24 protein-coding genes are annotated in these 20,449 nt (G+C 54.6%); 7 read left to right on the top strand and 17 right to left on the bottom strand.

What is annotated here, in order from left to right:
- Positions 1-26 precede the first annotated feature (26 nt).
- Together O5O45_RS21675 and O5O45_RS21670 are read left to right on the top strand one after the other, a co-directional pair.
- On the top strand, positions 27-923 hold the full coding sequence (locus O5O45_RS21675; RefSeq protein ID WP_305901420.1) for a hypothetical protein: 897 nt from the start codon (positions 27-29) through the stop codon (positions 921-923).
- Positions 920-1,123: a hypothetical protein gene (locus tag O5O45_RS21670; protein WP_305901419.1), complete on the top strand. Its 204-nt coding sequence runs from the start codon at positions 920-922 to the stop codon at positions 1,121-1,123. Before O5O45_RS21675 ends, O5O45_RS21670 begins: the two co-directional genes overlap by 4 nt.
- 6 nt (positions 1,124-1,129) lie before the next feature.
- Here the strand turns inward: O5O45_RS21670 and O5O45_RS21665 are convergent, their stop codons facing one another.
- Positions 1,130-2,071 carry a LysR family transcriptional regulator gene (locus O5O45_RS21665; RefSeq protein ID WP_305901418.1) on the bottom strand — a complete coding sequence of 314 codons (942 nt, stop codon included), beginning with the start codon at positions 2,069-2,071 and terminating at the stop codon, positions 1,130-1,132.
- A 154-nt stretch (positions 2,072-2,225) separates the two neighbouring features.
- Between O5O45_RS21665 and O5O45_RS21660 the strand changes: the two genes are divergently transcribed.
- Complete coding sequence (locus O5O45_RS21660) at positions 2,226-3,092, top strand: DMT family transporter (RefSeq protein ID WP_305901417.1); 867 nt, start codon at positions 2,226-2,228, stop codon at positions 3,090-3,092.
- Positions 3,093-3,100: 8 nt separating this feature from the next.
- Here the strand turns inward: O5O45_RS21660 and O5O45_RS21655 are convergent, their stop codons facing one another.
- Complete coding sequence (locus tag O5O45_RS21655; RefSeq protein ID WP_305901416.1) at positions 3,101-3,643, bottom strand: YaeQ family protein; 543 nt, start codon at positions 3,641-3,643, stop codon at positions 3,101-3,103.
- A gap of 64 nt (positions 3,644-3,707) precedes the next feature.
- Entirely contained in the window at positions 3,708-4,508 is an 801-nt protein-coding gene (locus tag O5O45_RS21650; RefSeq protein ID WP_305901415.1) for a substrate-binding periplasmic protein, read from the bottom strand.
- Positions 4,509-4,710: 202 nt separating this feature from the next.
- Here O5O45_RS21650 and O5O45_RS21645 point away from each other — a divergent pair, with 202 nt between their 5' ends.
- Complete coding sequence (locus O5O45_RS21645; RefSeq protein ID WP_305901414.1) at positions 4,711-5,679, top strand: hypothetical protein; 969 nt, start codon at positions 4,711-4,713, stop codon at positions 5,677-5,679.
- A 12-nt stretch (positions 5,680-5,691) separates the two neighbouring features.
- Here the strand turns inward: O5O45_RS21645 and O5O45_RS21640 are convergent, their stop codons facing one another.
- Positions 5,692-6,633, bottom strand: coding sequence for a ribose-phosphate diphosphokinase (locus O5O45_RS21640; RefSeq protein WP_305901413.1), 942 nt, complete (start codon positions 6,631-6,633; stop codon positions 5,692-5,694).
- A gap of 110 nt (positions 6,634-6,743) precedes the next feature.
- Complete coding sequence (locus O5O45_RS21635; RefSeq protein ID WP_305901412.1) at positions 6,744-7,463, bottom strand: sterol desaturase family protein; 720 nt, start codon at positions 7,461-7,463, stop codon at positions 6,744-6,746.
- 162 nt (positions 7,464-7,625) lie between these two features.
- Here O5O45_RS21635 and O5O45_RS21630 point away from each other — a divergent pair, with 162 nt between their 5' ends.
- Complete coding sequence (locus O5O45_RS21630) at positions 7,626-8,039, top strand: FAD-binding oxidoreductase (RefSeq protein ID WP_305901411.1); 414 nt, start codon at positions 7,626-7,628, stop codon at positions 8,037-8,039.
- Between the two features lie 22 nt (positions 8,040-8,061).
- Here the strand turns inward: O5O45_RS21630 and O5O45_RS21625 are convergent, their stop codons facing one another.
- The 8 genes from O5O45_RS21625 to atpD all read right to left on the bottom strand — a co-directional run bounded on the left by O5O45_RS21625 (position 8,062) and on the right by atpD (position 14,218).
- Positions 8,062-8,865, bottom strand: coding sequence for a F0F1 ATP synthase subunit gamma (locus tag O5O45_RS21625; RefSeq protein WP_305901410.1), 804 nt, complete (start codon positions 8,863-8,865; stop codon positions 8,062-8,064).
- Positions 8,866-8,868: 3 nt separating this feature from the next.
- Positions 8,869-10,374: a F0F1 ATP synthase subunit alpha gene (locus tag O5O45_RS21620; protein ID WP_305901409.1), complete on the bottom strand. Its 1,506-nt coding sequence runs from the start codon at positions 10,372-10,374 to the stop codon at positions 8,869-8,871.
- Entirely contained in the window at positions 10,367-11,095 is a 729-nt protein-coding gene (locus O5O45_RS21615; RefSeq protein ID WP_305901408.1) for a F0F1 ATP synthase subunit delta, read from the bottom strand. The genes O5O45_RS21620 and O5O45_RS21615 overlap by 8 nt, the downstream gene beginning before the upstream one ends.
- Positions 11,096-11,122: 27 nt before the next feature.
- Positions 11,123-11,395: an ATP synthase subunit c family protein gene (locus O5O45_RS21610; RefSeq protein WP_305901407.1), complete on the bottom strand. Its 273-nt coding sequence runs from the start codon at positions 11,393-11,395 to the stop codon at positions 11,123-11,125.
- Positions 11,395-12,099, bottom strand: coding sequence for a F0F1 ATP synthase subunit A (locus O5O45_RS21605; protein WP_305901406.1), 705 nt, complete (start codon positions 12,097-12,099; stop codon positions 11,395-11,397). Before O5O45_RS21605 ends, O5O45_RS21610 begins: the two co-directional genes overlap by 1 nt.
- A gap of 65 nt (positions 12,100-12,164) precedes the next feature.
- Positions 12,165-12,431: an AtpZ/AtpI family protein gene (locus tag O5O45_RS21600; RefSeq protein ID WP_305901405.1), complete on the bottom strand. Its 267-nt coding sequence runs from the start codon at positions 12,429-12,431 to the stop codon at positions 12,165-12,167.
- 27 nt (positions 12,432-12,458) lie between these two features.
- On the bottom strand, positions 12,459-12,842 hold the full coding sequence (locus tag O5O45_RS21595) for a hypothetical protein (protein WP_305901404.1): 384 nt from the start codon (positions 12,840-12,842) through the stop codon (positions 12,459-12,461).
- Complete coding sequence (gene atpD, locus O5O45_RS21590) at positions 12,839-14,218, bottom strand: F0F1 ATP synthase subunit beta (RefSeq protein ID WP_305901403.1); 1,380 nt, start codon at positions 14,216-14,218, stop codon at positions 12,839-12,841. The genes O5O45_RS21595 and atpD overlap by 4 nt, the downstream gene beginning before the upstream one ends.
- A gap of 231 nt (positions 14,219-14,449) precedes the next feature.
- Between atpD and O5O45_RS21585 the strand changes: the two genes are divergently transcribed.
- Positions 14,450-16,546, top strand: coding sequence for an ATP-binding protein (locus tag O5O45_RS21585; protein ID WP_305901402.1), 2,097 nt, complete (start codon positions 14,450-14,452; stop codon positions 16,544-16,546).
- The gene (locus O5O45_RS21580) at positions 16,539-17,897 is read left to right on the top strand and encodes a sigma-54-dependent transcriptional regulator (protein ID WP_305901401.1); all 1,359 of its coding nucleotides are present in this window, start codon (positions 16,539-16,541) and stop codon (positions 17,895-17,897) included. Before O5O45_RS21585 ends, O5O45_RS21580 begins: the two co-directional genes overlap by 8 nt.
- A 15-nt stretch (positions 17,898-17,912) precedes the next feature.
- On the opposite strand, the gene O5O45_RS21575 is transcribed toward O5O45_RS21580, so the two are convergent.
- The 4 genes from O5O45_RS21575 to O5O45_RS21560 all read right to left on the bottom strand — a co-directional run bounded on the left by O5O45_RS21575 (position 17,913) and on the right by O5O45_RS21560 (position 20,384).
- Positions 17,913-18,290, bottom strand: a complete 378-nt coding sequence (locus O5O45_RS21575) for a nuclear transport factor 2 family protein (RefSeq protein WP_305901400.1) — start codon at positions 18,288-18,290, stop codon at positions 17,913-17,915.
- 117 nt (positions 18,291-18,407) lie between these two features.
- A complete protein-coding gene (locus O5O45_RS21570) occupies positions 18,408-19,175 on the bottom strand; it encodes a hypothetical protein (protein WP_305901399.1) in 768 nt (255 codons plus the stop codon).
- Position 19,176: 1 nt separating this feature from the next.
- A complete protein-coding gene (locus tag O5O45_RS21565) occupies positions 19,177-19,638 on the bottom strand; it encodes a hypothetical protein (protein ID WP_305901398.1) in 462 nt (153 codons plus the stop codon).
- A 161-nt stretch (positions 19,639-19,799) separates the two neighbouring features.
- Positions 19,800-20,384: a hypothetical protein gene (locus O5O45_RS21560; RefSeq protein WP_305901397.1), complete on the bottom strand. Its 585-nt coding sequence runs from the start codon at positions 20,382-20,384 to the stop codon at positions 19,800-19,802.
- Between the last annotated feature and the right edge of the window lie 65 nt (positions 20,385-20,449).

The following is a 20,449-nucleotide window of genomic DNA, read 5'->3' as shown; positions in this document are numbered from 1 at the left end:
TGGTCTTGACATTTTGCGGGGATGGTATGTCAACAACTTTTAATAAAATTCATCGCCTGAAGCGTCTTTGGACATGGGAAGCATTTGTGGCCCAGTATGAGGCAGGCCCGGATATCAAAACGCTGAAGGCCAACTATCTCCATCCCCACCATAAACCCAATAAAAATACAGTGGACATTATTAACGCTTTGCATGAAAGGGAGTTTCCCAACCCTTTTCCTGCGGCATTGGAAGGCATGTTCGATCTGTACGAAGACCTGTATCGTCGCAATGGCGACTTGTCGCAGGAGGAGAATATCGGGCGCCTGGAGCATTTCCTGCGCCATGAACTGAGCATTGCAGGGCGGGAGCCAGTGGGACGCGCGCGCTTGTTGTGGCTGTTGGGAGATATGCTGTTTGACCGTTGCCTTGGCGCGCGTAAACGCAATCAGGAGCAACGGATGTTGGCGTATCGCAGAGAGGCGATTCAGGCTTATCAGTCCGCACTGGATATTCTTGAGCAGACGCAACTGGCTAATTTAGTCATTCGTTATAAGTTGCGGCAGAATATCCTCGCCTGCTATCTCAACGCGTCGAAACGCCAGGGCGTGTGGACGAAAGATCCGGAAACCCTAAGTTATTTCCATGAATCTAGTTTTCTGGCGCGTACTAAAGAGCTGTTGGCTGAAGAGCCTTTCCAGTGGAGTATCGCCAGGAACGGACTACGTTTTGCGTCACTGTTGGAAAATGCGGACGAGGTCATTTATTTTTTCGCATGTCTGCTCAAGGTCAGCGCCCGATTTGCTGACTTTGATTACCAACCCTATCAAGCACCTGCGATTGGACGCAGCAAAGACTTCGTATGGGCGCGGGAAAATGTATTGACGGATGAGCGGGTTCGCAGCCTGATTGATGAGTGCAAATTAAAAGGAAAAACCAAGTGAAAAAGCTGTTTAGACAGAAGATGCGCTGGCTGCGGCCTGTGCTGGTCGCTCTGTTGGCGCTGGTGTTGTCATCCTGCGCGTCGCACCATCAGCCTGATCCGCAAACTCAGCACCCGGTTTGTGACGAGACGCAAACGGACAAAGCATGCCACAAAGCCGAGGAGTTGTCCGAAGACGACGACATGGGGCGTTTGCGTTGAACGACTTTAATCACTCAATAGCCCATCCGCCTCTATGAATCCGTCGCTGAAGCGCTCGGAGACCATCACCGTCCGTATGGCTTGCGCCAGAGCCGCGAGTCGCTTGCGGATTGGCGTAGACGGCGGGTAACTCAAGTAAAACTCCGTCAGTAACGGCGCGCTAAACGACGGAAACAGCTCAATGACTTTGCCTTCCGCGATATCTCGTCCCACAGCGAAGCTGGGCAATATCGCCATCCCCAGATTATTACGCACGCCCTCCGCCAGCGCGAAGGTATTGCCAAGGCGCATGCGCTCCGGCATCGCATCCAGACTGAGATCATTTTGCCTTAATAACTGTCCCCAGCTGGCGGCTTTGCCGTTGGCGCGGGTAAGCAGGCGATGATGTCTCAGATCTGCGAGGGTTGCCGGCAGGCCGCGCCGTTGCAGATACTCTTTGCCGGCCACCACCTGTTTTTTGGAGGTCGTCAGCAGGTGATGCGTTAGCCCAGCGCCTGTCGCAGGAGAGCGAATTGCGACGTCAAACTGCTGCGCGACAAGATCGATAAGGTCATCACTGACATGCAGCTCTATTTGCAGCGCGGGCGCCAGACGCTCCAGTTCTGCAATGGCGGCAGGCATAACCAGACTGCCGAAGTCGACGGGAGCCGTGACCTTTAACCTTCCACCGAGGCTCTCTCCACTCAGGCTGTCGAGAGTCGCCTGCAAGCGTTGCTCGCTAATCAGGTACTCATCCACCAGATTCTGCCCGGCATGGGTCAGATGGATACGACTGCCGGATTGGCGCACGACCAGACGAACTCCGATCTTTTGCTCCAACTGCCGAATCTGGTAACTCACCGCCGCTTGAGAGAGGTGCATTTCCGCCGCCGCGCGGGTAAAGCTGCGAGCGCGATAAACCGCGGCGAGAAAGGGCAGATGAGCGATGATGTGATGAGATAAATTCATAAAATAATTTTATTAATTAAGAAAAATAAACTCGTTTCACAAATGTTAGACGCTGCCGCAAGCTATCCCAAGTGAAATTTTTCCACCACGCACTGCTGATCCAAGGACGTGGCGCGTGCGATGTGTTGCAGGACTGATTTGAGGGGAGGCGACTATGAGAGCGGCGCTGATGGCCCTGTGCGGCTTTTTCTTTTTTACCTGGATGGACTTGAGCATCAAGCATTTGTTGGCGACTTACCCGCTGCCGCAGGTGATTTTCTTCAACTGCCTGTTTGCTCTGCTGGCGTTATCGGTATGGGTGGCTCCTCGCTGGACGCTGTTGAAGACATCGCGACCGGGCTTGCATTTAGCTCGGGCCGTCATGCTGTTGCTGGTCGACGCCTTGGCGTTTTACAGCTATGGCGCCGCGCCGTTAACGGAGGCGTACAGTCTGATTCTGACCATGCCTGTCTTTGTCGCGGTGTTCGCCATGGCGATGAACATAGAACGTTTCGATACGGGACGTTTCATGCTGGCGCTGGTGGGGTTTGTCGGCGCGTTGGTTGTGCTCTCACCCAGTTTCGGTGTGGTGAACATGGCTTTATTGCCCGCCTTGGCGAGCGCCATGATCGAGGCCGCGGCCTTCATTATTGTGGCGAAATACAAAGACCAGGAACACCCCCTGGCGTTCGCCGTTTATGGATTGAGCCTGATCGTCGTCGTGACGGGATGCTGGCCTGGATGGTCTCTGTTCTCTTTTGATATGTCGGCGCTGACGATTAGTGCGGCGGGTGGCGTGTGTTACGCCCTGGCCACGTTGTTGGTGCTGTCCGCATTTCAGAGCGGGTCGCCCAGCACGGTTAGCGCGATGCAATACTCTCAGTTGGTGTGGGGAATGGCGTTGGCTTACGTATTCTGGGAGGAAACGCCTGCGTCCCTGGCGCTAATCGGCGCCCTGTTGATCGTGGCGAGCGGTTTGTTGTTGATGCGTTGGGAGATCAGCGCAAGGCGCGCCAGGAAGCGCGCGCCGGTTGCGATATAGGCGAGGCGTTACATGGGAAACAGTCGGACGGGTTCGATGGCGACGCTGTTGGAGGCGTCGCTCAGCCAGACCTGCCCATCCTGAATGGTGCATTGCAGGTCCATGGCGCGCTGTGACAATTCCGCCAATTGTTTGGTTGTCTCCGCGCTGACTTCCATAATGCGCAGGTTAGCGAAGCGGGTGAGCTCGTCCTGATACTTCCGCCACCATAACGGAACGGCTCGACCGCCGTAGGCGTAAATGATGACTTGCCTGGCGCGGCCGCAGGCTTTGCGAATGCGGCTTTCCTCCGGTAGCCCGAGGTCAATCCACAGGTCTATTTCGTCGCTCAGGCTTTTTTCCCAGATATCCGGTTCGTCCTGCGTGCTAATGCCTTTGGTGAACTGCAGACGATCTGATGCGTGCAGCGCGAAAGCGACCAGACGCAGCATCATGCGTTCGTCGGTTTCTGAAGGGTGTCTGGCGATGGTGAGCGTCAGATCCTCGTAATAGTTCCGGTCCATATCTGCAACATGCAGTACGGCTTTATAAATGGTTGCTTTTAACGCCATGGGGGTTGCTCCGCTGATTTCGGCGGGGATTATACCTCTGCAGCGATCACAGTGAGAGGGGCGATTACTCCGGGTTAAGGTATTTCTGCTGGATCGCCTGGATTTCTCCTTTATCCCACAGCGTTTGCAGCGCGCGTCTGAGACTGTCCACCGTCACGTCCGGCGTCTCCAGGCTGCAAGCCATGTAGAGGTTGTAGGAAATGTCATCCAACGTCAGCACGTTCTCTACCTCCGCAGGGGAAAAACCTTCCTGTTTCAACATGATAGGGAGGCTGAACTCACTGAACGGAATCAGGTCGATGCGCTTGGCGAACAGCATGCGAATGTTGAGCTCGTCTTCCGGCATCAGCACAATATTCTTGCCTACCTCGAAGCCCTGTTTAACCAGATAACCCTGCTTGATATCCTGATACTCGCCGCCGACGATATAGCGCTTGGCGTCTTCCAGGCTGCTGATATTGATGTCCGTCCGACTTTTCAGCTTGTAAAGATTGACCCGAAACGGCGCAATTTCTCCCACCCATTTGAACAACGGCTCTCGCTCAGGCGAGCGGGCGATGGAATAAATAAGCGTATTGGGCTCGGTTTGAGCCAGCTTATAAGCCCGCGCCCAAGGAAAAACGCGGAACGAAGATATGCTGACGCCTGACTTCGCCAGCACGGCTTTCACCACCTCCGTCGCCATACCGCCGACATCTCCGTTTTCTTCAAAGGAGTAGGGCGGGAAGTCGGTGGTGACGACTTTGATGTCGGCGGCGAACACTCTTAGGGAACATAGCGCGAGCGTTATTGTGACGAGTAGTACGCCAAGCTTTCCTTTAATACTTAAGGGTGAGTCTTCCATAACGGTGCTGCTAAGAGTCATAGTTTGTCCTTTTGATGTGGCGTACCAGGAATAAGTTTAATGTATAACCGAAAGCTTTCACCCTGGAATCTAAATGAGCTCTCCATGAGCTTTGCTGCTGTGGAATAGTCCTTGTATTTCATGTAATTATTTATTACACGTGAGGTGTTTTCATCTTTTTTGGCGCTAATGGTTTGTTTTAGTAGCCCAAGGAAATGAAACTATGGATTTCGCAATTAACCCGGATGATTTGAAAAGGACTCAGGCTGTTCTCGCAACCAACGGCTTCGGAGAAGTTCTTCACACTGCTGCATGGCTGGTTGCGATGTGTTACATCGGAAAGGCATCGGATGTCGAGTTAATCATTGACCCGTTGGGGCCGCAAAATAGTGTTGTTTCCGACGGGCAGATATTGCACTTTTTACATAAATTTCATCCAATAAATTCTAAGCTTAAGCGACAGAATAAAGACGATCCTCTCGCGACAAACCGCACCACTCTTACTGCCTATAGTCACCTCGACGAGCTTGGATCTCCGTTAATTCGTGAAGAAATCAGAAAGGCGTTTGTATTCGCCTGTAGCCCGGTTAATCCAAACATTGAAGGTCAGCTACACCGTCTTTTGGGCAATATACAGCGAAACAAAGTATTGGTGTGGGTCCGGCGCAGTAGCAAGGACAGGAGAGGTACGTCAGAGGCGTCTTTGCAGCAGATTGTGAATGCGCTAGATGCGCTAGGTCTTGTGGCGGTGCTTGTAGGCGACCTCCGGGATATCAAGAAGGTTCCTGCAAAAGCGATTGATCTGACTCCTGTGCAAAACACGCTTTATGCATCGAAAACTTCTTATGTCAGCCAAGGCGGCCTGTTACTTTGCGCCCATGGTATGGGGGTTTTTGCGTCGATAGGCATGATGAGCGGAGGAATGGATTTTGGCGCCTTCCTGGGAATACCTACGGTCAATATAACTAAGTATGCCCCCAGTCCGACTGTGTCCCAGCGGATGCGGGCGATGGCGAAGATAGCGTACATGAAAAACGTAGGCTACGATGAGGCCAGCTACAACTCACAAAGTAATACGCCATTGCCGCAGCGCGTTATAGATGAGGCGATGAGCTACATCAGCGCATGGCATAAGAAGTCCACCTATCTGGCGTCTTGGTGGGACCCGGTTAACAATAGTCTGTTCCGTTAATAGCTTCCGTTATTAACTAAACAAAGCCCCCACACTCTCCCCGGAATGGATTCGGCTGATCGCCTCCGCCATTAAGGAGGCGACGGAGAGTTGGGTGATTTTCTCCAACTGTTTATGTTCCGGTAGATACACGGTATTGGTGACCACGAGGGAGGAGATGTCCGCCTCTCTCAGGTTGGTGATCGCGGGGCCGCACAAAACGGGGTGCACTGCGCCTACATGAATACTGCGTACGCCGGCTTGCTGCAGGGTTTTGACGGTGGACATCAGCGTGCCGCCGGTGGAAATTTCATCTTCGAAGATCACGGCGTCCATGTCCTTTACGTCACCGACGACGTGCCCTTGTTTGACTTGGGTGTCGCTGACGCGTCGCTTATCGATGATCGCCAGAGGAATATTCAAGCGTTCGGAAAAACGTCCCGCCCGTTTTGCGCCGCCGGCGTCCGTCGCTACCGCCACCATCCGGCTCAGGTCGTAGTTCGCTTTGAAGTAGTCGGCGATCAGCGGGACGGCGGTCAGGTGGTCCACGGGGATGTTAAAAAATCCATGCACCTGGTCTGCGTGTAAATCCATGGTCAGCACCCGATTGGCGCCGGCGGTTTGCAGCAAATCAGCCATCAGCTTGCCTGCGATGGAAATGCGGGGGGCGTCTTTCTTGTCGGAACGGGCGTAGGAGTAATAGGGAATGACTGCGGTGATACGGCGGGCGGAAGCGCTGCGTAAGGCGTCCAGCGTAATCAGTAGTTCCATGATGTGTTCGCTGACCGGCTCGGTAAACGGCTGTACTACAAACACATCCCGCTCGCGCACGTTCTCTTGAATCTGTACAAACAGGTTATCGTTGGAGAAACGTGAGATTTGCAGGGGGCTTAGTTCTATCCCCAAGTGCCCGCATATTTCGCGGGCCAGGGCTGGGTTGGAGTTGCCGGTAAACACTTTCAGGGGATGTTTCATTGCGCTTCTCTCGTTGGGTTCCGCGCTGCATTGATAACTCGTATTACACATCAATTCAAGGAATTGCGCTATTTTATTGGCGCCCTCCAGCTTATTTGAGGCGGAGCTCTTTATTCCTTGTGGACGTCGCGGTACATCAGCATATCCCATAGGCGTTGTTCTTTGACGTCGTCAAAACCGCAGGTTTTATTCCAGGTTTTGGGGTTCTCATAAGTGCCAAAAAGCATGTCCCACCAAGTGATATCCCCATAGTTGTTCTTGTGGCGGCCATATTCATGGTGGATGCGATGCATCTCCGGACGCTGAAAAAGGTAACCCACCCAGTGCGGCGTTTTAACATTGGTGTGATAAAAGAATTCGCCTATCGCAGTGCAGAAGGTATATACCGCGCCTGCGGCGGGGTCCAGACCGAGTAGTGCATAGACCAGCAGGCCGCCCAGGATGGAGTTGAAGATCATTTCACCCGGGTGTTTATAAAAGGATGTGATCACCTCAAGACGCTGAGGGCTGTGATGTATCTGATGAAAGATGCGCCATAAAACATCGCTTTCATGGCGCCAGCGATGCCACCAATAGAAAACAAAGGTGGCGATGAAGTAGGCGAACAGTCCGCCGGCGATGGGATTCAGGTGATCAGAGAGATGAAAAACGGAGTAAGCGGACAGCCAGATTTCCCAGGTGACGCCAGCCAGCAACACCACCGCCAGTTGGAATGCATTCACCAGTAATACGCGGAACCACCAGGTCTTTACCTGTGGAAGGCGCCAACCGGTGTGCACACGTTCCAGAATAAAACAACCGATAAAGATCAAGAAGAGACAAAGCAGCATGATGCGGTCCTGACAAGAGTGGTTGGAGTCCTTGGAAGAGCGGCTACCTTGCCTGATTGATCCGCGTCGGCGCTAACTTGGAGGCGCACGTCGCGCTTTGTAATACGCAGGGTTCTAGCATAAGCTACGGGCAGGATTACTTGTGTTGAAACGATTCTGTCTATGCGCGCCCGCAATATTGTTTTGTCGTTATTATTGCTCGGCCCCACGTTATGCGTCGGGGAGGAACTCAAGCCTTTCACCAGCGATGGCTGCAGTCTGTTTCCAGATGGCTCGCTCAGTGAAGAAAACCTTTGGCTGGAGTGTTGTTACCAGCATGATCTGGCTTATTGGAGAGGCGGGACATACGAAGAGCGCGTGCAGGCGGATAAAGCCCTGCAGCAATGCGTCGCCAACGTTGGAGAGGAAAACCTGTCGTTTGTGATGGAAACCGGAGTGCGCTTCGGTGGATCGCCATACTGGCCTACCGGTTTTCGCTGGGGGTATGGCTGGCCTTATCTGAGAGGGTACAAGGCGCTCACTGACGAGGAGGCGCATCAGGTTGAAAAGGCATTGGAGACGTTGACTGCGCAATAGTGCGGTGGAGTGAGCCGAGGCGTCAGTCCGCTACGACGAATAGTAACGCCTCAATATCCTCGATAATCTCTTCCTGGCGCAGCATATTGGTTTGCAGGGTTAACACGTTCATACGTTCCTGCAAGTGTCGCGTTGCATACTCCAGATGACTGAGCCGCTTCCTGTTTTCCCCCAGTAATGCATCCTTGAGACAGGATTGCAGAGAGGCGAACAGGTACATGGGGGTGAGTTCCAGCAACAGCTCCGGTGCGGGACGGTACATCATGGGAGTTATACTTGCGGCGCCGTCTCCATGATTCTGTTTCGGGAAAAGTGGAAATCGGCGGGGATGTCCGTCCTGCTCCCGATAGTAGAGTATCTCCGCCTCGGTCAGTGGGTAGCGTTCGCTGTGTTGGGACAGAAGAGTGACCAGCTTATCGGTGACGGATTCGACGTCCTCCGCCACGGAAGGACCGGTGACTTGCGCCAACACTTCAAAGTCCGCGTGCGTATGGCGATATAAACGATCGCCCACCAGAATGACGCCGCATGGCGTTGTCCTAATAATCTCAGTGGTTGCGTCCAGCAGACGCCGGTTGATGTCGCCGCAAAAGCCTCTTTCCGTTCCCAGCACGATGATCAGTTTATGAGGGGGCTTGCTTGCATTGGAGCCCTGCTGCAGTTTTGCTATTGCTGCGCGCATGCGTTCAGTGATAGCCAACTGTGGCGGGATTTGTCGCTGTAATTTGCGGGTTTCCGCATAGGCGAGGGCCTTTAGCGCCGCCATGATTTTATTCAATGTAGCGTATAGCTCTTTCTTACCCTGCAACTGGCGTCTGCTTGGCATGGTTCAGTCACTCTGGCTCGTCAGCATTTCCTGAAGCGCCGCCATCCAGTCTTCGCGTGGCGTTTCCAGACTCAGGCGAGCGTTGAGCCCGGACCGTATCTTCAGTAACGCTGAAGGAATGTCTGTGAGGTTATGGTCGTCCAGAAGTCCTTCGTTGTAAGCGATCATCCAGGCCAGTTCCTGCTCCGGCGAAAAGCGTTCGAATCGGTCCTGTTTGAGGAGTTCGCGGAGCAACTGGCCGCGTTTGATGATGGTCTGCATGCCTGGGTCCAGCTTGGCGCCGAAACGGGTGAAGATTTCCAGTTCCAAAAAACGGGAATAGTCCAGCTTCATGCGGCCCGCCTCATGTTTAATGGCGGGATGCTGGGCTTTGCCGCCGATACGCGATACCGAGCGCCCCACGTCAATGGCGGGACGTACGCCGGCGGCGAACAGGCTGCGCTCCAGATAGATCTGGCCGTCCGTGATGGAGATCAGATTAGTGGGGATGTAAGCGGCGATTTCTCCCTGCTGGGTTTCTGCAATGGGCAACGCGGTAAGACTTCCGCCGCCTTGCTCGGGCGAAAGACAGGTCGCCTGCTCCAGCAATCGGGCGTGTACGGAAAACACATCGCCGGGGTAGGCCTCGCGCCCAGGCGGTCTGCGCAGCAACAAAGACAGCTCCCGATAGCTGCGCGCATGGCTGGAGAGGTCGTCATACACCACCAGAACATGGCGTCCTTGACGCATCCAGTGCGACGCCAACGCCGATCCGGCGAACGGCGCCAGATACTGCAATCCGGGCGGCGAGCCGGCGTCGGCCACCACCAGCGTGGTGTAAGCATCCGCGCCATGCCGTTGCAGCGTTTGCATGACACTGACCGCTGCGCCCCGTTTTTGTCCGATCAACACATAGACACAGCGAACATCTTTATCTTTCTGGTGTAAAACCGCATTCAGCGCGATGGAAGTGCGGCCCAGTCCTTCGTCGCCAATGATCAACTGCCGCTGTCCTCTGCCGATAGGAATCATGGCGTCGATCATACGGATGCCGGTATAAAGCGGTTCATGCACGAAGTCCCGTTCAATGATGGCCGGCGTAGGAGCGTTAAGGTTTACCCAGACGCCCTCATGCAGGGGCGATTGACCATCCAGAGCTCGACCGATGGGATCAATTACGCGGCCAAGCAGGCTGTCGTGGGCCAGCAGTCCCAAGGGTCGACGGGTGCGATGGACTTCCTGTCCGGCGGTCAGGGAGCCGGTTTGCTGCAGGATGACGGCGCCGACCAGCTCTTCGCAAAGATCGAACACCATGCCCTGGCTGCCGTCTTCAAAGTCCAGCAACTCTTCCATACGCGCTGACGGCAGGCCTTTGATCCAGGCGACGCCATCGCCGACGGACACCAACACGCCGCGTTCCTGTATGCGGACGTCAGGGGAGTAATCGGATATCCAGTCACGAGTGCGCTGCAGTGCGCCGCCATCTTTGCCGGGATTGCGGTCTTGCATGGGATCGGTGAGATTATTCATGGTGTGACTCGGCGAAACCTCTTAACTCATCCGCCAGGTTCAAGCCCAGGGTCCAGCCTCCAGAGGCGATTCTGATCCCGGCCAGAAGGCTTGCGTCTTGCTGAAAGAGCACTGAGCGATGATCCGCCGCCAACGTTTGTAGCGTCTCCTGCAGGCGACGCTGGGCGCTTTCCTGCAGTGGATAGGCGGTGCTGATTTCAATGTCTCCGCCATTGCGCAAGCCGCTGAGTCGTTCAGTGGGCCACGCGCTGACCCGCTCGCAGAACAGATTGACCAAACGCTCTTCCAAATGAGGATCAGCCAATGGCCGCAATAGCGCGGAGGCGAAACCGGCGCCCATCTGCAACGCCTGTTCTGCGGTCTCTCTGCGCCACTGCTGGTTCTGGCTTTCGCGAGCTGCGCGGGCTTTGTCCACTTCCTGGTCCAGTCGCGTTCGTAATGATTCCAGCTTGCCCGCTTTTTCGCGGGCGAGTTCCTCCTGCAGTTTATGACGGGCTTCCTGCCTCTCCTGTTCCCAGGTCTGCAGACGCTCGTTGTACTGGCGCTTGAGAGCGTCGGCCTGCTCCTGGACATCGCGGGCCCGATCAAGGGAGGCTTTGATATTGGCCTGCCGCTGCTCGACGATGTTCAGCACGGGACGGTAGAGAAAGCGTTTCAGTAACCACACCAGAATAATGAAATTGATAATTTCCAGTGCGACGGTGGTCCAGTCCAGTTCCACGGTATTTTCCTTTTAGGCCGATCGGCGTTATTGCGCTGGCAGCAGGTACTCCAGAAGCGGGTTGCGGAACAAGACGATCAGCACGATGACCAGCACGTAGATCGCCAGGGATTCAATCATCGCCAAGCCGATGAACAGCGTACGGGTTATCGACTTTTCCGCTTCGGGCTGTCGCGCCAATGCATCGAGCGCGCTGCTGATGGCCTTGCCCATAGCCAATGCGGGCAGCATGGCGCCCAGCGCGATGCCGATAATCGCGGCGACGGTCGAGAAGGATGCAAAGCTGTTCATGGTCTCCATTAGGGGGCTCCTGAGTTTGAACGTGACGAGGTCGTTATGGGGGATTCCGTTGTTTGTTGCATGGCTCCGGCGACATAGATTAGCGCCAGCATGCCGAAGATGTACGCCTGCACCAGCGCTTCAATGATGTGCAACATGAGAATAGGCACGGGCGCCAGAAAACCCGCCACCAGCAGAATCAGCAGCGCAGCCATTTCCAGGCTCATGATGTTGCCGAACAGGCGAATGGCTAGCGCCACGGTGCGGGTGATTTCGCTGATAATGTGAAACGGCAGCAGAATCGGACTGGGAGACAGGTAGTGCTTAAAGTAGCCCAGGCCGGACTGGCGAACGCCATAGGCGTGCACCGCACAAAACACGACCAGCGCCAGGGCGGCGGTGACCGACAGATCGCGAGTGGGCGAATGCAGGCCGGGAATGACGCCAAGCAGGTTGGCCACGGGAAGAAAAATCCAGAAAGTGCCTATCAGCGGCAACAGGCGCCGCGCATTACGGCTGTCGGCGCTGGCGATGGCGTTTTCCAATGTCAGGACGACGCCTTCCAACATGGCCTGGGCGCGACCCGGCTGCAGGGAAAGTCTGCGCGTCATAAGAATGCTGGCGACGACCAGAACGAGCATGATCAGCCAGGTCATGACCACTGTTTCATGAATCGCCAGCGGACCAATCTGCAGCCATACCGGAGTAGAGACGCCGTCATTCATAAGTGTTCCCTTATGCGATGCTCTGAAATAGTAAAAGAAAACCCGGATCGGTTAACCCACATGACTTACTCCCGCAACGCCAGATAGGCGTTGACGCCGCCCACGACGATGCCAAGTAAAATAAAGCCCACTGTCCAACGTACGGAGTAACCTTCGCCGAGGCCATCCAGCCAATGCCCCAGATAAGCGCCTCCGATGACAGGCAATACAAACAGGAAACCCAGTACGCCAAGAATGCGGGTCGCCTGCATCAGAGTAGAGCGTTCCCGATCGGCCTTGTCGAGACGGGCCTTGTCCCGTTCCAGATTGTCCCGTAAGCGTTTGTATTCCATGGCTCGCTGGCTTCCTAGTCAGTTAATTCAGGCGCGGCTCAGTCTGCGCATCAGTTCATGCTCCAACTGTTGCAGATGGACATGAGAACTGGCGCGACGCTCTTTCTCATTGGCCAGCCATTCCATTAAGCGCTGCTGGATAATGTCCGCGTTGGCGTTAATAAAAAAACGTCGTGTGCTGAAGTAAAGCACGCCTTTCTCAAATTCCAACAAGCCGCCAGTGGCCGCCAGAAATTGCGCTCCCTGGCCGCGCGTCAGCTGACTGAGCCCGGGCTCGGTCAGGGTGAGGAAGTCGGCATGGCGCGCCTGCAGGCAGAAACCGCCGCTGGCGTCGCGGCTACGAAAGGAAACCAGATCGTCAATGCGTAACTCCTGGTCGCTGTCTCGTAGAATGGCGGTGAAAGGCGTCATGACGTCAATCCTTCCAATCCGCCGCGCATGTAAAACTGGTCTTCGCTGACATCGTCATAGCGACCTGCAAGGATGCCGTCGCAGTCTGAAATGGTCTGCTTCAACTCCACGGAGGCTCCGGTCATGCCTGTATGGGCGGCGGTGACGGCAAAGGGCTGGGTGAGATAACGTTGCAGTTTTCTGGCTCTGGCTACGACCAGTTGGTCCTCCGCGGACAACTCCTCCACGCCCAACATGGCGATAATGTCCTCCAGCTCTTTATAGCGGGCGAGATGCCCGCGCACCGCTTCAGCGACCGTGTAGTGGGCGGCGCCAAGGGTATGGCGATCCAAAGCCTTGCTCCCTGACAGCAGTGGGTCCACGGCGGGGTACAGTCCTTTCGCCGCCTGGGTGCGGGATAGAATTACGCTGGTGTCCAGGTGGCTTAAAATGGTGGTCACCGCCGGGTCGGTCATGTCGTCGGCGGGAACGTACACTGCTTGCACGGAGGTAATGGCTCCATGCAGAGAGGAGGTGATGCGGTCTTCCAGCTCAGCCACTTCGCTACCCAAAGTCGGTTGATAGCCCACCGTGGCGGGCATGCGGCCCAGCAGACTGGAGACTTCCGCGCCGGCTTGCACGAATCTGAATACATTATCCATTACCAGCAGCACGTCCCGGCGCAGGCTGTCGCGAAAATATTCCGCATACGCCAGGGCCGATAAACTGACCCGGAAACGCACGCCGGGAGACTCATCCATCTGCCCGAAGACCAGCAGGGCGCGATCCATGACGCCGGCGTCCTGCATGTCCCGCCAGAGTTCGTGCGCCTCGCGAATGCGTTCGCCGATCCCGGAGAACACGGAAACGCCTTGATGAAGATGCGCAATCGCGTGCATGAACTCCATGATCAACACGGTTTTCCCCACGCCGGCGCCGCCGAACAGGCCCGCCTTGCCGCCGCGGAAAAACGGGCAGAGAAGATCGACCACTTTGATGCCGGTTGGCAGAAGGTCGCCTTGGGCTGTCAGTTCGTTAAGCGGAGCGGGGGAGTGATGGATATTGCGGTATTGATCGGTTTCTATGACGGGGCCGCCGTCAAGCGGCTCGCCGAAGATATTCAGCAGACGTCCCAGACAGCTTTCCGCTACGGGGACATGCAATGGCGAACCGCTGTCATACACCTGCATGCCGCGCCATAAGCCTTGGGTGCTGTGCAGCGTCACCGCCTGGAGTTCATTGGGGCTGATGTGACGGTGCACTTCAAAAATGCAGGTGTCGCCATCAAGACGGGTATAGACTGCGCGTCGCAGAGGCGGCAGCTGAGGGCAGCGAATAACCGCCACCGGGCCGTGAACTTCGACAATTTCTCCAATAGGCGCAGCGTCTGCGGTCATGTGGCGAGATCCTTGTCGTGCATAATTGTTTGTTTCCTATGGAATAAAAATAATCAGTGACAATCGGCGAGTCAAAAAAGAGTTTTTTGAGTGTAGGCGGCGGGAAGGAGGCTCCGGTTGATTTGGCGCATTTTTTGGGAAAGCTGGCAGGATGGTAAGGTAGAGACCTTGATTCCCACAGGTTCGGAATGTCGTTAAGATGAACGCCAATAAAAACAAGTGTAGTTGACCATGCTCCCGGCTGATTCGTTCCATCCGCCCCATCGCAAGGCGCGCCAGGTCGCGCTGGCTTTTTTGTTGCTGGCGACGGTGTCGTTGAGTTTTTTCCTCTCCCGCAACCTGCTGATCAAACATAACGGCGTTGAGTCGGAGCAACTGTTACAGGCGTTTGAAAGCGCTTTGCTGACGGCGATTGATAAATATGTCTATTTTCCCGCTATCCTGACTGCGGACCCGCGTTTTCAGCGGATGTTGCGCCGTAATGAACGCGACGACGACATTTCCGAACTGCTGAATCGCTTCAATCAGGCGGCGGGCTCTGATGAGATATTCATTATGAACGCGGAGGGGCTGACCCTGGCTTCCAGCAACTATCGCGACGCCACCAGCTTTGTCGGTCACTCTTATGCATTCCGGCCTTATTACGCCGACGCCGTGGCCGGACGCACCGGGTTTTACTATGCGGTCGGCGTCACTACCGGCAAGGCGGGGTTGTTTATCTCCGCACCGATACGGGACAACACTGGACGCATACTCGGCGTCACTGTCGTTAAACTGGACCTGACGCCGCAACAGACGAGTTGGGCCGCAACCGGCAACCGGATATTCCTGAGCGGGCCCAATGACATTATTTTCCTGGCTTCCGACCCGGCTGCGTTGTATCGCTCATTGAAGCCGTTGGAGCAAACTGTGATGGCGGAGCTCAAAGTCACCAAGCAATACGGCTCTGCTGAATCGAAGCCATTGCCGGCGGAAGCGGACGCATGGTCTAAAGCGCCTATTGTGGAAGTGGACGGCGTTCGTTTGCTGCTGTTTTCGCGCCAGGTCGTCAGTCAGCCCTGGCGGATGCACCGGGCGTTGCCGGTAGTGGATGTGAACACCATGGCGGCGCTGATCTCCGCCGCGTGCGGCGGCGCCGTGTTGCTAATGATCGTGCTCGCCCTGTATTACCGCGAGGCGCGCCAGAAACGCCGCACGGAACACCGACTGTTGAAAGTGATCGAAGAGAGCGATGCACATCAACGCGCCATTATTCAGAACACGGACGCGGGATTAATGACCCTTAACGAAAGCTTTGAAATTCGAGAGGTGAACCAGAAAGCGGCGGAACTTTTCGCCGTGGAGGCGCAGGGGCAAGGCGTATCTCTGGACCCGACGCGCTTGTTGTCGCCGTGGATCAATACGCCCGACGGAGAGGTTAGAGAAGCGGAAGGCTATCGTCCGGATGGCGCGTCATTTCCCATTCTGTATTGCGTCAGCCTGATTCGTACGGGACCGGATCGGGAATATTTGCTAACCGTACACGACGTCAGCGAACTGAAAGCAGCGCAGGCGTCTTTGCTGCAGGCCAATGAAGAGCTTGAGGCGAGAGTGGAGGAGCGCACCCAGGCGCTGCGGGCGACTCAGGAAGCATTGATGCAGGAGCGAAAACTGGCGGCGATGGGGCGCATGTCCGCGGCCATTGCCCATGAGCTGAATCAGCCGCTGACTGCACTGGTCAGTTATGTCGCCATGGGACGTCTGTATCTGGCGCAGGAACAAAAAGACAAAAGCGCCGCTACCTTGGATAAAATGGATGCGCTGGTGCAACGCATCGCCAGAATTTCCTCTCAGCTCAAGTCGTTTGCTGGCATTCGCTCCGTCGACTTGCGGCCGACTGCTTTACCGGCGGTCATGCGTTATGTGGAGGAGGTGCTGGAGCATAAGCTCAAGCAGCAACGGTCGATCATTCGTACGCAGATTCCGGAAGGGCTTCAGGTCATTGCGGATCAGCATATGTTGGAGCAAGTCATGATTAACTTGCTTGATAACGCCATCGCTGCAGTGAAGTCCGCCGTGCAGCCTGATATTTTCGTTGCGGCGGAACCCTGCGGCGATAAGGTTATGATATCCGTTCGCGACAATGGCGAAGGGATGGACGAAGAACGTATGCGCCACCTGTTCGATCCGTTCTTCACCACCAAGACAGGAAGTGAGGGGTTAGGCCTGGGATTGGCGATCAGTTATAACCTGCTGCAGGACATGCACGGGGAGATAACCGTTACCAGTACACCGGGTGAAGGCAGCGAATTCACCCTTAGCTTACCGGCTGTAATGCATTATGACTAAATTGGTTTATATCATCGACGACGATAGCTCCGTCAGAGAGGCGTTGGAAGAGTGGTTGGCGCTGGCTGGCCTGGAAGCCAAAGGATGGGCGTCCGCAGAGGCCGCCTTGCAAACCATTGATGAGAATTTCGCTGGCGTGGTGGTGTCAGACGTTAAGATGCCTGGTCTGGACGGCATGGCGCTGTTGCAGAAAATGCCGAAAAATATCCCAGTGTTGCTGATCACTGGTCATGGCGACATCGCCATGGCGGTGGAGGCGATGAAACAGGGCGCTTATGACTTTATCGAAAAGCCGTTTCAGCCTACGCATCTGGTGGATGCAATCAAGCGCGCTTGCCGGCAGCGTTCTCTGCTATTGGAAAATCAGCGCTTACGCAAAGCGCTGGCGTCCCAGCAGGGGCTGGAATCCATTCTTATCGGGGACTCGCCGGGCATCAAACGACTGCGTCGACATGTCTATGAGCTGGCGCAGCTGGACGTGGACGTGTTGATCCATGGTGAAACTGGCGTAGGCAAGGAGTTGGTGGCTCGATGCTTACATGATTTCGGAAAGCGCGCCAAACATCCTTTTGTCGCCCTGAATGTGGCGGCGATTCCGGAAAATCTGTTTGAAAGTGAACTGTTTGGGCATACCGCCGGCGCTTTCACAGGGGCGCAGAAAGCTCAGGCGGGTAAGTTCGAGTATGCTAACAAAGGCACGCTGTTCCTGGATGAAGTGGAAAGCATGCCGCTACATTTTCAGGTTAAGGTGTTGCGTGCCTTGCAGGAGCGGGAAGTGGTTCGGCTCGGCTCGCATCAGGCGATAGCGCTGGATGTGCGCGTGGTGGCGGCGACCAAGGAGGATCTGAAAAAAGCCGGAGATGAAGGACGCTTCCGCAGTGATCTTTATTACCGGTTGATGGTGGCGGAGTTGCGCATTCCTCCGTTGCGTGAGCGACGCGAAGACATTGCGTTGTTGTTCGCTCACTTCCTGAAGCTGGCGGCGCAGAAACATGATAAAGAAGCGCCCGAGCTACGCGGCGATGACTGGATCGCCCTTGAGAGCCATAACTGGCCGGGCAACGTGCGGGAACTCAAGAACTTGGCGGAGCGCTACCTATTGCGGAGCCAGTTCAGCGATGAGTCCATAAGGGAAGTGCTCTCTGGCGAAAAACTGGATACGATCAGTCATTCAGATCAATCCCTGGCGTCCCGTGTCGCGGAATACGAAAAAGCAGTTATCAGCGCGGAATTGACCGCCAAGAAAGGCAATATCAATCAGGTGATGGAAGAACTGGACCTGCCCCGCCGCACGCTGAATCAGAAGATGCAGCGTTATGGATTACGGCGGGAGGATTTTTTGGGAGGATAAGCGGGATCGGCAGGATCAGTTGACGATATCCACCCATTCTTTACGCCAGTCCTGCGGAGCAAAGTCGTCTGGCCAGTACTCAACCTGTTTGACGATTAAACCGTCTCGAACCGTACTGAAGGTGAGGGCGCGTCCACTAATCACTCCATCAGTGACGGACACATCCGTCACTACCTGCTCGCCTTCACAAAGGATGTGATTAAGCGTAAAACGCCACTGGCCCTGCGCGGGATAATTGGCGTTGATCAGAACAAAATTCTCACGCCCTCGAATGACTTCACCAGACTGTGGCCAATGGCAGACATAATCCTCCGACAGCATCTCGCTGGCCTTATGGAAGTCATTGGTTTGCATGAGTTCCCAGTATTTTCTAACTACGGTCTTTGCGTTCATGGTCAGCGATTAGATTCCATTTCCTTATATAAATACGTGGGAATCATCCATGATTCGGGTATGAAGAAGGAAGCCCCTAAGCAAGCCTTTATTAGTTGGTAAGCTAAAAAGTGCATATCAACATGGAGTTACTTGCAGGGCGGAGCCTAATGCGTCACTAACGCCATTCAGAATATGCGTCGTTATCTGCGCCCTGTTGAGGGTGATGTCCATAAGGAATCCAAATATCACGCTGATGTAAGCGATGTATCCGGTTCCCATGTAGTCGTTGTAGAGGATGGTGTAAAACCAGTCCTGTCCTATAAGGTAAATTGTGGAGCTGATGATTGTTGAGATGATTATCAGTATGCCGGGAACGGCGAGCTGTATATGGGCTTTGGGCTTGACCAGAGAAATGAGCAGCACCGCAAGGAAGGCGGCTAAATTTGTGCCGAGAAATATTCGTAAGTCCGCCTTGAGCGACTCCGTAATATCCATGTACTTCTCTTTTATAATGTTTTCCAGCCTGCCTTTTGCGCTTTCTAAAGAGGATATTCGGTTTAGAAAGTTGTTTGTGATGGACTGGGATAACCTCTTTTTCTTTTCGCAGTCATATCCGCACATGGAGGCGATGATGCTGGCGATTTTATCTGGCAGGTTGTTTTTGAGATCTTCAAGTATTTGTTGCTCTTCAATACTTAGCGATTTGGCGAGGGTTTCGGCCTTTTCTCTCAGCGATGACGCTTTGCTTTGCTGAAACTTTTCACGGACTTCCTTTTCAATCTGTCCTTGGATAAAGCTCTTTGCTGAACGTTCCAATGTGTCTGTGGCAACGAATGTAATGGCGAATAAAAAGCCAAATAATATGGCCCCAGTAACGCCAACTGATCTTAGGAATAGCGTCATATCAGTTCTCCTGGGGAAACGGGATCGATGGCGGACTCTTTTTCTGAGCTAGCATAATTAGGAAACAAGCCGTGACCACTAACAATCCGAGTGTCAGGTTAAACAAGATAAACACACCGGCCCCAAAAACCAGGGAGGCGCCGGCATATACTGGACTTTCTTTTCTCCGTCTCGCCAGGAACGCACAGAATATGGCGGCGAGGGCGCCAGAAAACGCGATACCGTGATTGATCTGCACAGCTAACTCTTCGGTAAGTGAAAAGCCGCCAGTGATAAAGGCGGGCTCCGCGACAGGAGGAGCGATGGAGAAAGCAGACAATATATGGGCGTAGAACTGTGCGAAGAAAGTCACATACTGATCGTTGATAGACCAATAATACTGGGTGACTCCCAGCAGAAGTACGCCTAGCGCGGCGAGAATAACGCCTGTTCCGGCTATCTTGCTGTGTCTATTTGGCGGCATAAGCATCAAATCTCAATCGTTCATCATGGCCACAGCGTATTGCGTGGAGCTGTCTTCCCTGACTGTCGTTGGGGAGTAAAAAAGGCGGTCAGTGTATATCAGGATTCAGTGAACGCCAACGTGCGCCACGCGACGCCTCAATCGCGCGGCGTTTATGCGGTTTAAAACGTGACGGAGCGCTCGTTCATGGGATACAGCGCGCCTTTATCGATAATTGCGATGCGTGTAGGAGTAACGGAAAAAGCGCCTTGATAGCCGGTAACCTGGACCTTGGGAAAGGACTGCTTCATGGCGTCTTTCAGGCGGCTGGCCCATGGCGCCATTTTTCCTTCGTAACCCCCGCCGCAGGCGCAAACGTGCAGGTTGACAAAGGTGTTGGGTAATCCCTCTTTGGTCAGTGTGGAGGTGAGCTGATCCGGCGTGTAACTTTTCCACTCGCCGCCTTCCCAGGTGTCGTTGCCGTTAACGTTGACTCTTTTCTGTTTGTTTTTCCCCATGTTGCGCTCCGAGCCGATGGTCAGGGCGTCAGCGGCTCCAGTGCCGTGGGTGACGACATAGAGCGTGTCGTCCTTGGTGAGCTTACTGAGACATTTGTCAATCCAGCGATACATCGCTTTGCCTTTGCCTGAAACGCACTTGTTAGCCAGTATTTGATTGACTGGGATGCCCAGCGCTTTCGCAAATCTTTCCGCGAATTCGCTCATTTCGTCACTGTTCACAGGAATGTAAATGTACTGACTTGCCATGGTGTTAGCCTTCTTGTTGATGGTTGCGTCGCCGCTCAGAATTGGTGATAGATATTCATAACTCT

It is taken from the genome of Hahella sp. HNIBRBA332, assembly GCF_030719035.1.
In the GTDB taxonomy this organism is placed as follows: Bacteria; Pseudomonadota; Gammaproteobacteria; order Pseudomonadales; family Oleiphilaceae; genus Hahella.
Note: the sequence above shows the minus strand (reverse complement) of the source record. Positions and strands in the feature narration are given on the sequence as shown.

Excerpts from the sequence above, each read along its gene's own strand:
- O5O45_RS21655 (WP_305901416.1), bottom strand. The coding sequence starts at position 3,643 with ATGGCGTTAAAAGCAACCATTTATAAAGCCGTACTGCATGTTGCAGAT.
- O5O45_RS21610 (WP_305901407.1), bottom strand. The coding sequence starts at position 11,395 with ATGGAGACCATGAACAGCTTTGCATCCTTCTCGACCGTCGCCGCGATT.
- atpD (WP_305901403.1), bottom strand. The coding sequence starts at position 14,218 with ATGACCGCAGACGCTGCGCCTATTGGAGAAATTGTCGAAGTTCACGGC.
- O5O45_RS21570 (WP_305901399.1), bottom strand. The coding sequence starts at position 19,175 with ATGACGCTATTCCTAAGATCAGTTGGCGTTACTGGGGCCATATTATTT.
- O5O45_RS21580 (WP_305901401.1), top strand. The coding sequence starts at position 16,539 with ATGACTAAATTGGTTTATATCATCGACGACGATAGCTCCGTCAGAGAG.
- O5O45_RS21565 (WP_305901398.1), bottom strand. The coding sequence starts at position 19,638 with ATGCCGCCAAATAGACACAGCAAGATAGCCGGAACAGGCGTTATTCTC.
- O5O45_RS21625 (WP_305901410.1), bottom strand. The coding sequence starts at position 8,865 with ATGCCAAGCAGACGCCAGTTGCAGGGTAAGAAAGAGCTATACGCTACA.
- O5O45_RS21640 (WP_305901413.1), bottom strand. The coding sequence starts at position 6,633 with ATGAAACATCCCCTGAAAGTGTTTACCGGCAACTCCAACCCAGCCCTG.
- O5O45_RS21620 (WP_305901409.1), bottom strand. The coding sequence starts at position 10,374 with ATGAATAATCTCACCGATCCCATGCAAGACCGCAATCCCGGCAAAGAT.
- O5O45_RS21665 (WP_305901418.1), bottom strand. The coding sequence starts at position 2,071 with ATGAATTTATCTCATCACATCATCGCTCATCTGCCCTTTCTCGCCGCG.
- O5O45_RS21575 (WP_305901400.1), bottom strand. The coding sequence starts at position 18,290 with ATGAACGCAAAGACCGTAGTTAGAAAATACTGGGAACTCATGCAAACC.
- O5O45_RS21650 (WP_305901415.1), bottom strand. The coding sequence starts at position 4,508 with ATGACTCTTAGCAGCACCGTTATGGAAGACTCACCCTTAAGTATTAAA.
- O5O45_RS21660 (WP_305901417.1), top strand. The coding sequence starts at position 2,226 with ATGAGAGCGGCGCTGATGGCCCTGTGCGGCTTTTTCTTTTTTACCTGG.
- O5O45_RS21635 (WP_305901412.1), bottom strand. The coding sequence starts at position 7,463 with ATGCTGCTTTGTCTCTTCTTGATCTTTATCGGTTGTTTTATTCTGGAA.
- O5O45_RS21630 (WP_305901411.1), top strand. The coding sequence starts at position 7,626 with ATGCGCGCCCGCAATATTGTTTTGTCGTTATTATTGCTCGGCCCCACG.
- O5O45_RS21560 (WP_305901397.1), bottom strand. The coding sequence starts at position 20,384 with ATGGCAAGTCAGTACATTTACATTCCTGTGAACAGTGACGAAATGAGC.
- O5O45_RS21605 (WP_305901406.1), bottom strand. The coding sequence starts at position 12,099 with ATGAATGACGGCGTCTCTACTCCGGTATGGCTGCAGATTGGTCCGCTG.
- O5O45_RS21585 (WP_305901402.1), top strand. The coding sequence starts at position 14,450 with ATGCTCCCGGCTGATTCGTTCCATCCGCCCCATCGCAAGGCGCGCCAG.
- O5O45_RS21595 (WP_305901404.1), bottom strand. The coding sequence starts at position 12,842 with ATGACGCCTTTCACCGCCATTCTACGAGACAGCGACCAGGAGTTACGC.
- O5O45_RS21675 (WP_305901420.1), top strand. The coding sequence starts at position 27 with ATGTCAACAACTTTTAATAAAATTCATCGCCTGAAGCGTCTTTGGACA.
- O5O45_RS21645 (WP_305901414.1), top strand. The coding sequence starts at position 4,711 with ATGGATTTCGCAATTAACCCGGATGATTTGAAAAGGACTCAGGCTGTT.
- O5O45_RS21600 (WP_305901405.1), bottom strand. The coding sequence starts at position 12,431 with ATGGAATACAAACGCTTACGGGACAATCTGGAACGGGACAAGGCCCGT.